The 15,537-nt window shown below is 56.0% G+C and carries 12 protein-coding genes; 3 read left to right on the top strand and 9 right to left on the bottom strand.

Translation table 11 applies throughout. From position 1 onward, the window contains the following. Window positions 1-24: 24 nt before the first annotated feature. The 7 genes from aroB to ACGK9W_RS21045 all read right to left on the bottom strand — a co-directional run bounded on the left by aroB (window position 25) and on the right by ACGK9W_RS21045 (window position 6,748). Window positions 25-1,119 carry a 3-dehydroquinate synthase gene (gene aroB, locus ACGK9W_RS21075; protein ID WP_405418551.1) on the bottom strand — a complete coding sequence of 365 codons (1,095 nt, stop codon included), beginning with the start codon at window positions 1,117-1,119 and terminating at the stop codon, window positions 25-27. Continuing rightward, window positions 1,112-1,678: a shikimate kinase AroK gene (gene aroK, locus ACGK9W_RS21070; RefSeq protein WP_405418549.1), complete on the bottom strand. Its 567-nt coding sequence runs from the start codon at window positions 1,676-1,678 to the stop codon at window positions 1,112-1,114. The genes aroB and aroK overlap by 8 nt, the downstream gene beginning before the upstream one ends. 136 nt (window positions 1,679-1,814) lie before the next feature. Further along, entirely contained in the window at window positions 1,815-3,896 is a 2,082-nt protein-coding gene (gene pilQ / locus ACGK9W_RS21065) for a type IV pilus secretin PilQ (protein ID WP_405418548.1), read from the bottom strand. A 65-nt stretch (window positions 3,897-3,961) separates the two neighbouring features. Beyond that, window positions 3,962-4,510 carry a pilus assembly protein PilP gene (locus ACGK9W_RS21060; RefSeq protein WP_008170793.1) on the bottom strand — a complete coding sequence of 183 codons (549 nt, stop codon included), beginning with the start codon at window positions 4,508-4,510 and terminating at the stop codon, window positions 3,962-3,964. Window positions 4,511-4,512: 2 nt separating this feature from the next. Beyond that, a complete protein-coding gene (locus ACGK9W_RS21055) occupies window positions 4,513-5,124 on the bottom strand; it encodes a type 4a pilus biogenesis protein PilO (RefSeq protein ID WP_008170795.1) in 612 nt (203 codons plus the stop codon). Then, window positions 5,124-5,687 (bottom strand): PilN domain-containing protein, encoded by a 564-nt coding sequence (locus ACGK9W_RS21050; RefSeq protein ID WP_053114373.1) that lies wholly within the window; start codon window positions 5,685-5,687, stop codon window positions 5,124-5,126. Before ACGK9W_RS21050 ends, ACGK9W_RS21055 begins: the two co-directional genes overlap by 1 nt. Continuing rightward, window positions 5,687-6,748 (bottom strand): pilus assembly protein PilM, encoded by a 1,062-nt coding sequence (locus tag ACGK9W_RS21045; protein WP_405418545.1) that lies wholly within the window; start codon window positions 6,746-6,748, stop codon window positions 5,687-5,689. The genes ACGK9W_RS21050 and ACGK9W_RS21045 overlap by 1 nt, the downstream gene beginning before the upstream one ends. A gap of 195 nt (window positions 6,749-6,943) precedes the next feature. Between ACGK9W_RS21045 and ACGK9W_RS21040 the strand changes: the two genes are divergently transcribed. Next, window positions 6,944-9,472, top strand: a complete 2,529-nt coding sequence (locus ACGK9W_RS21040) for a penicillin-binding protein 1A (protein ID WP_405418543.1) — start codon at window positions 6,944-6,946, stop codon at window positions 9,470-9,472. Between the two features lie 67 nt (window positions 9,473-9,539). Here the strand turns inward: ACGK9W_RS21040 and ACGK9W_RS21035 are convergent, their stop codons facing one another. Together ACGK9W_RS21035 and rpmE are read right to left on the bottom strand one after the other, a co-directional pair. Further along, the gene (locus tag ACGK9W_RS21035; RefSeq protein ID WP_064230271.1) at window positions 9,540-10,805 is read right to left on the bottom strand and encodes a malic enzyme-like NAD(P)-binding protein; all 1,266 of its coding nucleotides are present in this window, start codon (window positions 10,803-10,805) and stop codon (window positions 9,540-9,542) included. Window positions 10,806-11,056: 251 nt separating this feature from the next. Next, window positions 11,057-11,278, bottom strand: a complete 222-nt coding sequence (gene rpmE, locus ACGK9W_RS21030; RefSeq protein WP_064230272.1) for a 50S ribosomal protein L31 — start codon at window positions 11,276-11,278, stop codon at window positions 11,057-11,059. A gap of 265 nt (window positions 11,279-11,543) precedes the next feature. On the opposite strand from rpmE, the gene ACGK9W_RS21025 reads away from it, so the two are divergent. Continuing rightward, window positions 11,544-13,718 carry a primosomal protein N' gene (locus tag ACGK9W_RS21025; RefSeq protein WP_405418540.1) on the top strand — a complete coding sequence of 725 codons (2,175 nt, stop codon included), beginning with the start codon at window positions 11,544-11,546 and terminating at the stop codon, window positions 13,716-13,718. 131 nt (window positions 13,719-13,849) lie between these two features. Beyond that, window positions 13,850-15,535 (top strand): arginine--tRNA ligase, encoded by a 1,686-nt coding sequence (argS, locus tag ACGK9W_RS21020; RefSeq protein ID WP_405418539.1) that lies wholly within the window; start codon window positions 13,850-13,852, stop codon window positions 15,533-15,535. Window positions 15,536-15,537: the final 2 nt, after the last annotated feature.

Below are 15,537 nucleotides of genomic sequence, written 5' to 3'. Positions count from 1 at the left end.
ATCATTGAAGCCTTCGGCCAGGTATCATATCGCGCTGCAAAAACGGGCAAATGTCAGGGCGAGGTTGTCGGGACTCGACTCTGAGGTGACGATGGCATCGCCTACCGAGCGAAGCAGGACCAGCCTGAGCAGGCCGTCCACATTTTTCTTGTCGACGGCCATCAAACTCATAAAGTCATCGGCTGTCATTCCTGCCGGAGGTTTGTCCGGCAATCCGGCACGCAGAATCAGTCGGTTTATACGGTCACAATCGTCACGGCTGATCATTCCCTCAAGAGCAGACAATTCGGCGGCCATGAGCATACCCGTCCCCACTGCCTCTCCGTGCAGCCAATTGCCATAACCCGCATAGGTCTCTATCGCATGCCCGAAGGTATGACCAAGATTCAGTATCGCTCTGAGACCACCTTCGCGTTCATCAAGGGCAACAATCTCTGCCTTGCAGGCGCAGGACCGGAAGATAGCCTCTGACAGCGCCTCCGGATCAAGGCTGACCAGAGCATCCATCTGCTCCTCCAGCCAGGCAAGAAAGGTCTGATCCCGAATCAGCCCGTACTTGATGACCTCTGCCAGGCCTGCTGACACCTCTCGAGGAGGCAAGGTCTGCAGGCTTGCCGTGTCTATCAGTACCGCCTGCGGCTGATAGAAAGCGCCAATCATGTTTTTGCCAAGAGGGTGATTGATGCCCGTTTTACCACCAACAGAAGAGTCCACCTGAGAAAGCAGGGTGGTTGGAATCTGGATAAACGGAACACCCCGTTGATAGCAGGCTGCGGCAAAACCGGCCATATCACCGACGACACCCCCGCCAAGGGCAACCAGTGTGGTTTTCCGGGTATGACGCTGCTCGAGAAGACCGTCAAAGATGCTGTTAAGGGTCTGCCAATCCTTGAACTTCTCGCCATCGGGAAGTACGACGGTATCCACCCGTTTCCCTGGAAAGCAGGCCTTTGCCCGCTCAAGGTAAAGCGGTGCCACTGTCTCGTTGGTAACAATCATGACCTGGGTCCCGGACACGTAACCTGACAGATCCTGGGCGCCGAGAAGGTTCTCGCCGATAAAAATGGGATAGCGACGCTCACCGAGCTCCACCGACAGTTCGCGGTACCGATTAGACATGATTGCGACCTTCCTTCCGGATCTGCCTTTTATGACGTGGGGTTTTCGGGTTCAGGCGGTTAACCAGCTGACGAACGACAAGCCTCGGGCTTTTTCTGTCTGTGTACATGATGATGTCGGCCAGGCTTGAATACAGGGGATCGCGGATTGAGAAAAGTTTCCGCAAGACCGCCTCCGGATCATCGTTCTGCAACAAGGGCCGATTTCGGTCTTTGCGCGTTCGCTCTACCTGTTGCTCTATCGACGTTTTCAGATAGATAACCGTGGCGCCTCTCTTGAGTATCGGATGATTCTCCTGCCGCATCACTGCCCCGCCCCCTGTGGCCAGCACGGTGTTATCCTCATGAGATAACTCATCCAGCATTGCTGTTTCCCGCAGACGGAAGCCGTCCTCCCCTTCAACATCAAATATCCACGGGATGTTGGCCCCGCACCGCTCTTCAATGATGCGATCAGAATCGAGGAAACGATAGCCGAGCTCTTTGGCGAGCATCCGGCCAATCGTGCTTTTCCCTGCTCCCATGGGGCCAACCAGGACAACGCGTTTCGGCAAAGACATAACTTCCGCTCAGTTTTGTTCAGGCGGGTGAGAATATCACAGGGCCGGTGATTGCATAAGTTCGGGGCCCGTCCTGGACAAAATTCAGGCACAAAAAAGCCGCCGGTTTTAAGCGGCGGCCTTTGAGCTAACCCGTTTAGCGCAGCAGATCGTTCTTGATGATCTTCGGTGTGATGAAGATCAGCAGTTCACTGCGCTCATCAATGTGTTCGGTGCGCTTGAAGATACGGCCCAGGTAGGGAATATCTCCGAGGAACGGCGTTTTGGTGGTCTGGGTCGCAACTTCCGACTGGAAGATACCGCCCAGAACAACTGTCTCACCGTTACCAACCAGAACCTGGGTGGTGACTTCGTTGGTATTGATCGACGGAATACCAGCAGTCACCTCGCCTCGGGAGTCCTGATTGACCACCAGATCCATGATGATCTTGTCATCCGGTGTAATCTGCGGCGTTACTTCCAGGGAGAGCACGGCTTCCTTGAAAGAAACAGACGTCGCACCGCTGGAGGCCGCTTCCTGATAGGGAATTTCCTCACCAGACTTGATCGACGCCGTCTGACGATCGGCAGTCACAACCCGGGGCTGGGAAACCACTTCCGCTTGACCATCACTCTCAAGGGCTGACAGCTCCAGATCTACCAGGAAGTCGTCGCTGCCCCACCCGATGGCGAAGGAAGAGGCACCTTCACCAGTCACTCCGAGGTCGACCGCAAGGGCGCCTGGGAAAGAAATACTATTTCTGAATCCAGTTTCAGTTCCTGCGGTTGAACCATTCACCGCCTCACCAACTGAGTCGCGCGAACCTCCAATTGACACAATACTATTTCCCTCATTATCGTACGCGGCACCACCCCAGCGAACACCGAGGTTCTCTGCCACGTTGGTCTGGGCGCGAACAATCCGAGCCTCGATAGACACCTGACGCACCGGCACATCCCATGTCGATACCAGACGGCGAATTTCATCAAGCTTCTCGGCAGTTTCACGAACACTGATCGTGTTGGTACGAACATCAGAGGAGACGAATCCGCGATCAGAGATCAGCTCTTCGTCTTCCTTGATCAACGCAACAATATCAGCCGCTTTGGCGTAGTTAACCTGAATGATGTCCAGACGAACCGGGGCCAGTTCGGCAATCTGCTTGTTGGTTTCGAGCTCAAGCTTCTCACGCGCTGCGATTTCGTCTGCAGGCGCTACCAGCAATACGTTGCCGATCTGACGCTTATCGAGGCCTTTGGTCTTGAGAATCAGATCCAGCGCCTGATCCCAGGGAACATTCTGCAGACGCAGAGTAATGCTGCCGCCTACCGTATCACTGGCAACCAGGTTCAGACCGGTGAAGTCAGCAATCAGCTGCAGGACCGAGCGCACTTCAATATCCTGGAAGTTCAGGGACAGCTTGTCACCGGTATACGGGAACTTCTCTTCCCTGCGGGACTCCGCCTCTTCCTGGCTCAGTTCTTCAACGCTGACAGTAAACTGGCTGCCGGACTGGTAGGCAATGTAGTCGTAATTCCCCTCGGGGGTGATCTCGACCACGGCATTGCCATCTTCCACAAAGGTGTCAATACGGGTAACCGGGGTGGCGAAATCTGTCACATCGAGTCGGCGCCGCAGGTCCGAGGGTACTTCAATACCGTCCATCGTCAGGCGAATCTTACCGGCGCGCTCTGTCAGGTCCACCGGCGTGCTGGAGCTACCCAGATCAACAAGAACGCGACCTTCACCGTCCTTGCCCCGACGGAAATCCACACCGGCCAGAGCGTTGGCAGACATGGAGCCCGATGTTGAGCTGCTTTGAGACGCGGGAGCAGAGGAACTCGCGACAACGCCATCGGCCTGGCCGCCAATTGTCATGACCAGGGAGTTGCCCGAACGAACTGTGTCATAGGGCACCAGCTCGACCAGGTTGAATATCAGCCGGGTACGGTCCTTGGTTTCCACCACGGTCATGCTCTGGGCGTTGCCTGATCCCAGAGGCACACTGCGACTTTCAAGACCACTGGTCGTGTCCCGAAGATCAACCGCAATGCGAGCGGGACGCTCAATGGTATAACCGGAAGGTTCCGGCGGTGCCCCATCAAATTGCAGTGTCACCTCAAGCCGCTCGCCCGGTAGCGACGAAAACGACACGTCTTCCAGCGTGACCGCGTTGGCCAGGCCGGATAACAACCCAAAAGCAATCACGCTGACGTATACATTGAGTTTTCTGAACATCGCTAGCCTCGACCCTAAACTTTTTTGTACGTGCATGTTTCTTTCAACTTTCATCCAGCCGCTCCTTAGCCTGCGCCCTCTTCCAGGGTCAGGGAGCGAGGACGCTCTACCCAGCCACCCCGGCCATTGGGAACGATTTCAATGAGCTCGATACGGGTTTCACTAACGCCCACAATGCGACCGTAGTTCTGCCCCATGTAATTTCCCGTGCGGACTCGATGGATCCCGCCGGTATCGTCTTCAATCAGAGCAAACAGATTACCCGATGCACCCTGAAGCGTGCCGACCATTTGAAGTGCTTTCAGGTCAAAATTCTCGAGAACCTCTCTGGGACGATCCAGATCCGGCTCCACATCACTGATCGGCTGTTCGTCCACCATAGTGAGCTGGACATCAATCGGCGGCTCAAAGGGCGCCCGACGATCTGCCGCTGAGTAACTGAAAGCTTCGTACGCCTTGAACTCCGGCAAGGGCTCAACATACCCTCTCGGTTTTGCCCGCGTCTCGGCCATGAACTGATCAAGATCTGAAAATCCGCTGCCCTGGGAGCATGCTGTCAGGAGAGACACCAGACACACACCCAGCCAGGCTTTTACCGCATGCTTTCCTGTCATGCTCATTCTCCAGCCCGGTAGCGGTAAGTACGAGCCAAAACCTGCATATCAAGCCGGTCCGCATCTCCGCCAGTTGGTTTTATCGTCAAGTCGTGTAGCGTTACGATCCGTGGAAGGCTGGCAACGCTGCTGACAAATGATGCCAGCTCATGGTAAGAACCGGACACCCGAATATTGATTGGCAGCTCGGAATAGAAGTCCCGACGCTGTTCCGGTTGCAGCTTCACTTCCTGAAGTGCCAAACCACTACCCAAAGCCGTATTCGTAATGTCTTCAAGCAATCCTGGCACTTCGGTCTCACTTGGCAGCTGTCTTACCAAGGCGCCAAAGGTTTCTTCCATTTCCGCCATCTGGGCCTTGAAAACCTCAAGGTTTGCAACCTGATAGGCTTTCTCTTCATAAGTTTTCCGGAGTTCCTGCTCGGTGCGCTCTACACGCTCAAGTTGAGCATACTGATCCTTGATAAAGAACCAGTAACCACCTCCGGCAATCAGCCCGAAGATAATCAGAACTACGATGAACTTGATTGGAGCAGGCCAGATACCCGCGTTATTGACATCAAGGTCGTTGATATCAAATTCATTGAGACTTTTCAGAGAGTCCGCGAGGCTCATTACTTATCCTCCCCTTCGGGCTCGGGCGTTTTCTGTTTAACCGAGAGATTGAACTGGCTGTAACCGGCCCGGCGACTATCAGCTGCAGAGACATTCGAGAGGTTGGGATCCGTGAACCATTCGGAGTCCTCGAACTGGCGCATAAGCGTGGAAACCCGACTGTTAGACTCCGCCATCCCTACAATATCAACGCGCTCGCCGGTTCGCTTGAGATCGGTGTAGAACAAGCCATCGGGCAATGTCCGCACCAGTTCGTCGAAGACGCGCACGATCACGGGTCGCTTGCCCTGGAGATCCTGAATAACCTGCATTCTGGCAAGGAGCTCATCCCGCTTGCGCTTGAGGTTTTCGATCTCCTTGATCTGCTGGTCCAGCTTTTTGGTGGCGGTCTCGATGTAGGCGTTGCGGGATTGCTGGTAGGCAATCCGGCTATCCATATCGGTTTTCCAGAGGAAGACCAGGCCGCCAGCAATAATCGCAGCGCCCAGAATCATGACCACGAACTGTTTCTGTTTCTCGGCGCGAAGCTCCTCGCGCCATGGTCGTAGGTTAATCTTTGCCATCAGTCGAAGCTCCTCATTGCCAGGCCGCAGGCAATCATCAGGGAAGGCGCATCATTACTCAGTGCCGATGCGTTGACCCGTGACCCTACTGCCATATCTGCAAAAGGATTCGCGACCATTGTCGGCGTTCCCGTCTTTTCTTCGACCATCTCCGTCAGCCCCTGAATCGAGGCAGTGCCTCCTGCCAGAACCACGTAATCGACAGCATTGTACTGACTGGCGCCAAAGAAGAACTGAAGTGCTCGGGCCACCTGCTGCACCACGGCTTCGCGGAACGGGGTCAGCACTTCGGATTCGTAGTCATCGGGCAGTCCGCCCTGTTTTTTGGCAAGCCCGGCCTCTTCCAGAGACAGACCGTAACGGCGCTGGATTTCCTCGGTCAGTTGCTTGCCACCAAAAATCTGTTCGCGGGTGTAAACGGTTTTGCCGCCGGCCAGAACGCTCAGCGTGGTCATGGTCGCGCCAATATCAACAATTGCCACCACCAACTCCTCGCCCTGGGAGTCCAGCTGCGGCTCGATTAACGCGTAGGCGCGCTCAAGGGCGTAGGCCTCGACATCAACCACCTTGGTCGTCAGAGAGGCGATCTCGAGCGCATCTTCTCGAATGTCGACATTTTCCTTTCGGCATGCAGCCAGAAGAACATCTACCTGGTCGGGGTTGCTTTCGGAGGGACCCTGAACTTCGAAATCGATGGCCACTTCATCCAGTGGGTATGGAATATAGTGATCGGCCTCCAGGGCAATCTGATCTTCCATCTCGAATTCGTTAAGGCCACCGTCCATCTGGATGACCTTGGTGATTACCGCCGAACCTGATACCGCAACTGCTACCTGCTTTACGCCGGAGCGGGACTTGGAAGCGACTCGCTTCATCACTTCGCCCACTGCTTCAACGTCCGTAATATTCTTTTCCACCACGGCATTGGCCGGTAACGGCTCCACCGCGTAGCTTTCGACCTTATAACGGTCACCCTGCTTTGACAGCTCCAGAAGTTTGACCGAGCTGGAGCTTATATCCACGCCCAGCACTGCACTGGATTTCTTTCCTAATCCAAACACGCGCTCACCCTATACCTGGTTAGATGCACCCGGTTACGTAACTTATGTGTTTTTTATTTAAGAGAATTTCTTCACCATTCCGTCTACAATGCCTGTTCTTCTTTAATTGAGAACTTTTGCAGCGGTGAAGAGACTCTTCCATCCTAAAGCAATTTCTCAAATGATAGACCTATATCCAACAGTTGTCAGAAAAAAATGTCTCATTTGTTGCGCACATCTCGCCTTTTTGCCTGGTTGTTTCTTACCGGACTGAGTGTCGCCGTTATCGTAACCTCAGGCTTCTATCTTTACCTTCGCCCTGGCCTTCCGCCGGTACATCAGCTTCTGGACATCAAGCTTCAGACGCCATTACGGGTCTATAGCAAAGACAACAGATTAATAGCAGAATTCGGTGAAAAGAGAAGGGCACCCATCACAATAGAACAGATCCCAACAATTCAGTTACAAGCCTTTATGGCGGCTGAAGACGCGCGTTTTTACGAGCACTTCGGGGTCGACATCAAAGGCCTGGCGCGGGCTGCCATCGAACTGATCTCCACCGGCGAGATCCAGTCCGGGGGCAGTACCATCACAATGCAGGTTGCAAAAAATTACTTTTTGTCACGGGACAGAACCTTTATACGGAAGTTCAACGAGATACTTCTGGCTCTTCAGATTGAACGTGAACTGGATAAAAACCGCATTCTCGAGCTCTACCTGAACAAGATTTATCTCGGCAACCGGGCATACGGAATTGCGGCCGCCGCTCAGGTTTATTACAACAAACCGGTCTCGGAACTGTCGCTGGCCCAGATGGCGATGCTGGCCGGCTTGCCCAAGGCGCCCTCAGCCTTTAATCCACTGGCCAATCCCGACCGGGCGATGGTCCGCCGAAACTGGATTCTCGGACGCATGCAGGACCTGGGTTACATCACCCCGGATGCACGCGAGCTTGCGGTTTCTGCCCCCATCACTGCCAGCTATAACAGCACGGAGACAGAAGTCGACGCCGACTATGTTGCAGAAATGGCCCGATCCGAAATGGTTCGGCGGTTTGGTGAAGACGCCTATACCGACGGCTACACGGTTACCCTGACGGTTGACGGGCGGAAACAACAGGTTGCTACCGAAGCCCTCAGGGACGGCCTCGAAGCTTATGATCGGCGGCACGGCTTCCGTGGTGCCATCGGACAGATCGACCAGGAAACACTGGCAACCAGCGAACTGTCCGACCTGATTCTGAACTACCCACGCGTGGAGTCACTGTTACCTGCAATCGTAAAGGAAGTTAACGATGAAGCCGGCGAAGTCAGTGTTCACGTACGTCGCATTGGTCCAGCCATCATGCCTTTCGAGACCATGACCTGGGCCAGGCGGTATAAAACCGAAAACCTGACCGGGCCGGAACCGGAGAAACCTTCGGACGTAGTTTCCCGCGGCGATGTCGTCTATGTGCGCGCTCAAAACCCGGAAAAGATCGACCCGGAGAACGAGACCAACAGTACCGAAACCCTGAACGACGAGGCGGCGCGCCCCCAAACAGCGACCGTTGCACTCGCCCAGATCCCCAGGGCCGAGGGCGCCCTGATCTCACTTGAGGCCAAAACCGGTGCCATTGAGGCCCTGAGCGGGGGGTACAGCTTCGGCCAGAGCAAATACAACCGGGCCACCCAGGCACGAAGACAGCCGGGCTCCACGTTCAAGCCCTTCCTTTACCTGAGCGCTCTGGAAAGTGGCATGACACCGGCGACCATCTACAACGATGCGCCCATTGTGTTCGATGACTCCGAACTGGAGACCGCCTGGCGGCCCCAGAACTCCTCTGGACAGTTCTATGGCCCCACCCGTCTCCGGGAAGCGCTTTACCGATCGCGCAACCTGGTTTCCATCCGGCTCCTGCGTGATCTGGGCATAGAGAACACTCTCGATTACCTGGCCCAGCTGGAAATTCCGACCGAAAACATGCCCGACGACCTGTCGCTATCGCTCGGCAGCGGCCAGCTTACTCCCATGGAACTGGCCAGAGGCATGGCGGTGATCGCCAACGGCGGCTATGACGTTGAACCCTACCTGATCGATACCATCAGCGACTTCAGGGGCGAAACCATCTACCAGGCTCCGAAAACCATTCTGTGCGATGAAAACTGCGACGAGCTTGCAGAACAAGCAACATCGGGCATGGAGGAAGGCAACGCAAGCGCGGACGAAGAGTCGTCGGAAACGGGCGACCAATCGACAGACGTCCGCGTGATGCCCAGACTGGCAGACGAACGTGCGGTTTTCATCCTGCACTCAATGATGCAGGACGTGATTCGCCGCGGCACCGGTCGCCGGGCACTGGCACTGGGGCGGGATGACATTGCCGGTAAAACCGGTACCACGAACGAGCAGAAAGACACCTGGTTCGCTGGCTTCAATCATGAAGTGGCCACAACCACCTGGGTAGGATTCGACCAACCGGCACCGCTTGGCAGACGTGAGTTCGGCGCCAGCACCGCGCTACCCATCTGGCTGGACTACATGGAAGTGGCTCTCGAAGGAGCACCCTCTTCCCTTATGCCTCGCCCCAACGGCATCGTCAATATCCGGATCAACCCAGAGACCGGACAGCGGGCAAGGCCCGGTGAAGACGGCGTATTTGAGGTCTTCCGTGAAGAAGACGCGCCACCGCCGCTGACATCAGAAACCGAGAACGATGGTAACGGCGGTTCCGAGGAAGACGACCTCTCACGAAGAATCTTCTGACACCCTGAACAGGCACAAAAAAACCGGCGGGATCACCGCCGGTTTTTTTATCACCCTGAACGACAGATCAGATAATGTCGTCCATGGACTTGAGCGGGTAGTGCGCAGGGTATGCATTACGGGCAACCCCGGAATCCACGGCAGCGCGGGCAACCGCCGCGGGCACCACTTCAAGCAAGCGCACATCCATCGGCTTGGGAATGATGTACTCTTTCCCGAACTCGAAGCTATCCACGCCATATGCCTCACAGATTTCCTGGGGCACGGGCTCTTTCGCCAGCTCGCGGATTGCATTGACAGCCGCCACCTTCATTTCCTCATTGATCGCAGTGGCACGTACGTCCAACGCTCCACGGAAAATGAACGGGAAGCCCAACACGTTGTTAACCTGGTTCGGATAATCAGAGCGGCCGGTGGCCATGATCAGATCATCGCGGGTTGCCAGGGCAACTTCCGGACTGATCTCCGGATCGGGGTTGGAGCAGGCAAATACGATAGGCTTCGGAGCCATTTTCTTAAGCTGGTCGGCGGTCAGCAGATCCGGACCAGACAGACCCAGGAATACATCAGCGCCATCAATAGCATCATCCAGAGTGCGCTTGTCAGTATCGTTGGCGAACATCGCCTTATACTGATTCAGATCATCACGGCCAGAATGGATCACACCCTTGCGGTCGAGCATGAAGATGTTCTCAGAGCGAATACCGCAGCTGATCAACAGCTTCATGCAGGCAATAGCGGCGGCACCGGCACCCAGGCACACCACCTTCGCCTCTTCAATCTTTTTACCCTGCAGCTCAAGGGCATTGATCATGCCGGCTGCAGTTACGATAGCAGTACCATGCTGGTCATCGTGGAAGATCGGCACGTTGCACTTCTCAATAAGAGCACGCTCAATCTCAAAGCACTCGGGCGCCTTGATGTCTTCCAGGTTAATGCCACCAAAGGTGTCTGCAATACGCTCAACTGTTTCAATAAACGCCTGCGGGCTTTCGGAATTGACTTCAATATCGAAGACATCAATTCCGGCAAAGCGCTTGAACAGTACGCCCTTGCCTTCCATAACCGGCTTGCTTGCCAGCGGACCCAGGTTACCCAGACCAAGAATCGCGGAACCATCAGAGATAACAGCCACCAGGTTACCCTTGGCGGTGTATTTGTATGCGTTCTCCGGGTCCTTTGCGATCTCGCGGACCGGTTCGGCAACCCCGGGGCTATACGCCAGGGAAAGGTCGCGGGACGTCTTGGTTGGCTTGGTGATTTCAACACTCAGCTTACCAGGCCGCGGCTTGGCGTGATATTCAAGGGCTGCTTCTTTCAGATCTTGAGACATTGCCACTGTTCCGTTTGTCACGTTTAAAGGTAATGAACCGCCGGAGCTGTGGAGCCTCTAGTTAACACCGAACCGGAGGGCCCCTATCCAGCGGAGCGCGCCATTATGGCCCGCCAGACCCGAAACGACAAGTGGGCCATGAACATTTTGTGAACAGTCAATAGTGCTAATTGCGTATGTATCTTATGAATACACAATAAATTCCGGGCACAAAAAAAGCGCCCGAAGGCGCTTTTCTGAGTCCACTGCGATCAGTCTTTCTTGCCGCCAATACGGCCACCGAAACGCTTCTGGAAACGGTCAATACGACCACCGGTATCCATAACTTTCTGCTTGCCGGTGTAGAACGGGTGGCACTGTGAACACACGTCCAGCTGCAGATCATGGGTGTAGGTAGAACGGGTCTTGAATGTGTTACCGCAAGAACAGGTGGCGGTAATTTCTTCGTACTTGGGGTGGATACCTTCTTTCATGGCGAACCTCGTTAGGTCATGCCGCTACCTGATCGCGGGGTATCTTGATTACCCAGGCGCCAGGCACCGCATGTTTGAATCAATTGAGAAGACGGGGCACAATCATGCCCTGCCGGAAACAGACCGCGAATCTTACTTGCAATTATTGCTGCAGGCAAGCACCACACCTGACTTCCGGACTCGCCCTCCCCGGATTTCGCGGCAGGCCGCCGACTGAAACAGGATAAGGAAAAACCGTGACACCCGTCATCCAGTGGAGCACTCAGTGCCATTGATTGCACGCATCGCCCTGAATCGTCCTCTGCGTCGACTCTTTGATTACATTATTCCAGAAGACCTTGAATTGACGCCGGGTCAGAGAGTGCGAATCCCCTTTGGCCGGCAGCAGGCAACGGGTCTCGTTGTGGAAGTGGGCGTTGAGCCGCCACCGGGAATAAAGCTCAAGCCGCTGTCATCGGTTATGGAGGACTGGCCCGCATTACCGCAAGAAACGTTCAAACTTCTCAGCTGGGCGAGCGACTATTATCAACACCCCTTGGGCGAATGCCTGTTCACTGCCCTGCCCCCAGCCCTCAGACGGGGGCGAATCGCCGAAGAAAAAACGGAACAGTGGTGGCGTGCACTCGACGACGCAGCAACACTTCCTGCAAATGCCCATAAACAGAAGGCACTTATCGATTGGCTAAGCCAGCACTCCAGGGGTGCCCCGACAAAGGATATTCTGCAGGCTGGTTTCGCCCGGGCACAGCTCAACGCACTGCGCGAGAAGCAACTGATTGAGGCCGTTTCGCCGCCCCGGCCGAATTCAGGCGGTGAGGACCCTGAGCTTCTTGCTCGCAGACCGGAATTGTCCATGGCCCAGGCTTCAGCCGCAGAAGGGCTGGCTGCTCCGGGCGAAGGGTTTGGTGCCTTTCTCTTATACGGCATCACCGGCAGCGGAAAAACCGAGATCTACCTGCACTATCTGAAACAACACCTCGGCGCCCAGGATCAGGCCCTGGTACTGGTTCCGGAGATCAATCTTACGCCGCAAACCGTTGCCCGATTCCAACACTACTTCGGCAGCCGGATTGTAGTATGGCACTCAGCCCTTAACGACGGTGAGCGCCTTACAACCTGGCTGAAAGTCCGCAACGGTGAACCGGTTATCCTGGTAGGCACCCGATCGGCTGTTTTACTGCCCTTCACCAACCTGCGCACCATCATCGTCGACGAGGAACACGACAGCTCATACAAACAGGGCGAAGGTTTCCGGTATTCCGGCCGCGACCTGGCCGTCTATCGAGCCCACCTGAACAACTGCCCCGTCATCCTCGGATCAGCGACTCCGTCACTGGAATCCGTGCACAACGCCGAGCAGGCCAAATACCACCTGGTTAAACTCGAAGAACGTGCCGGCAACGCGGCACCACCGGTCATCAGTCTGCTGGATATCCGAAGCCGCCCACTGGAAGGCGGCTTGTCACGGCCCGCCCTGAATGCCATCGAGCAAACCCTGGCCAGAGGTGAGCAGGCACTGGTCTTTGTCAATCGACGTGGATTTGCCCCGGTCATGATGTGCTTCGACTGCGGCCACATGGTTGAGTGCCCCCGTTGCGACACGCGGCTGACCTACCACCGCCGGGACCGGGCAATGCGATGCCACCACTGCGACTACCAGACGGCAGCTACAGAACACTGCCCGAAGTGCCAAAGCGAGGCCTTCAAACCTGTTGGACACGGCACAGAAAGAACAGAAGATATTCTCGCCAACGCTTTCCCGGACACGCCGGTTGTGCGAGTGGATCGCGACAGCACACAGCGCAAAGGCAGCATCCAGGGCATTCTGAAGCAGGTGAACAGCGGAAAGCCGTGCGTGCTCGTCGGCACCCAGATGCTGGCCAAGGGACACGACTTCCCCAACGTTACCCTCGTAGTGGTGGTCAACGCCGACGGCGGACTGTTCAGCGTGGACTTCCGGGCACCCGAACAACTGATTCAGACCCTTCTGCAGGTCAGTGGCCGCGCCGGACGGGGCACAAAGCCCGGCAAAGTGCTTGTGCAAACCTGCCACAGCGACCACCCGCTGTTAAAGACACTGTGCGAAGGCCACTACCTCGACATCGCCGACCAACTCCTGAAAGAGCGGGAAGAAGGCCAATTCCCGCCATTCCGCGCCATGGCTATCTTCAGGGCAGAAGGCGACACCATGGAGAAAAGCTTGCAAGTGCTGGATACAATTAAGCCCCTCGCGAATACCACAGGCATCGAAACCTGGGGACCGTTGCCAGCCATGATTGCCCGGCGCGCCGACAAGCACCGCGCGCAACTGATCCTCAACGCCCGCAACCGGAAAAAGCTGAACAGCCTGCTTACCGGAATCTGTCAGGAACTGGACCAGAGAAAGCTGCCTGCCGGGGTCAAATGGATGATTGATGTTGATCCGCAGGAAACAGGATAATTTGAGCCGAGACTGCGGAATCCCGAGCCTTTTGCTTGCAGCCAAACTTTCCGCGATAATAGCCGCCTTCTGTTTTCAACGGGCCTCCTGCCCCGAATCCAATTCTCCTGTAAACCGAGTCATCTGACAGCATGAAAGAGACCGTTTCCGATCTGCTCCAGTCTGCACTGGCAGCACTCCAAGCCGATGGCACGCTGCCTGCGGACCAGTCCTTCACTCCACAGGTGGGCAATACCAAGGACAAGTCCCACGGCGACTATGCCTGCAACATTGCCCTGGTTGCCTCGAAAGCTGCCGGTTGCCCGCCTCGCAAACTGGCGGAGGCGCTTATCGAGAAGCTGCCGCAGAGCAACGCGGTGGAGAAAGTGGAGATTGCCGGGCCCGGTTTCATCAACTTCTTTATGAGCACGGCCAGTGCTTTTGAAGTGGTCAACACCATACTGAATGAAGGCGATCGTTTTGGCCGCAACAACCAGGGCCAGGGCGAAAAAGTTCAGGTGGAGTTTGTTTCGGCCAATCCCACAGGCCCACTCCACGTTGGCCACGGGCGTGGCGCGGCGATTGGCGACTGCCTTTGCCGGCTGCTCGAAGCAAACGGCTACGATGTGACCCGGGAGTTCTACTACAACGACGCCGGGGCCCAGATTGATAACCTGGCACTCTCAGTTCAGTCGCGGGTGAAAGGTCTGACGCCGGACGACGAGAGCTGGCCGGCGGACGGCTACCGGGGCGATTACATTGTTGATGTCGCCAAGGCCTACCTTGCTGGCGACACCGTCACAGCGGACGATCGGGAAGTGACCGCCAAGGCGGACCCGGAAGACCGCGACGCCATCCGCGAATTCGCCGTCGCCTACCTGCGCCGGGAGCAGGACCTGGATCTGAAAGCCTTCGGCGTTCAGTTCGATGTCTATTTCCTGGAATCCTCCCTGTACGAGGATGGCAAGGTTGAAGCCACGGTCAAACGCCTGCAGGAAAATGGCTACACCTACGAGCAGGATGGCGCCATGTGGCTGAAAACCACAGAGTTCGGTGACGACAAGGATCGGGTCATGCGCAAGAAGGACGGTGGCTACACCTACTTCCTGCCGGATGTCGCCTATCACCTGGACAAGTGGCAACGGGGCTTTACCACCGTTATCAACGAACAGGGTGCCGACCACCACTCTACCGTTACCCGCGTTCGCGCCGGCTTGCAGGCACTAAATGCCGGCATTCCGGATGGCTGGCCGGACTACGTACTGCACCAGATGGTGATGGTGACCCGCTCCGGCCAGGAGGTGAAAATCTCCAAACGCGCTGGAAGCTACGTGACCGTCCGGGACCTGATTGATGAAGTTGGCCGCGACGCGACCCGGTTCTTCCTGGCCGCGCGCCGGGTGGACTCACAGTTGACCTTCGATATCGATCTGGCCCGCTCCCAGACCAATGAAAACCCGGTTTATTACGTGCAGTATGCTCACGCGCGCATCTGCAGCGTGCTTCGAAAACTGGCCGAGGAAGGTGTAGAGCGCGGCCGCAACGAATGCATTGGCGACCTCTCACTGTTAACGCTTGACGAGGAAAAGGATCTGGCCAACCAGCTGGCCAAGTATCCGGAACTCATTACCAATTCCGCCGTGCAACGTGAACCGCACCATCTCACGCACTACCTGCGGGACCTGGCGGGCCAGTTCCATACGTATTACAACGCCCATAAGGTATTGATTGAAGATACCGCCGTTCGTGATGCCAGGGTCAGCCTTTACCTTGCTATAAGGCAGGTTATCTCCAACGGTCTGGACTTGCTGGGCGTCAGCGCACCGGAAGAGATGTAAGA

The sequence above is a fragment of the Marinobacter flavimaris genome (assembly GCF_045057155.1).
GTDB classification, from domain to species: Bacteria; Pseudomonadota; Gammaproteobacteria; order Pseudomonadales; family Oleiphilaceae; genus Marinobacter; species Marinobacter manganoxydans.
The sequence above is the reverse complement of the archived record's forward strand: the minus strand, read 5'-3'. Positions and strand labels throughout refer to the sequence as shown.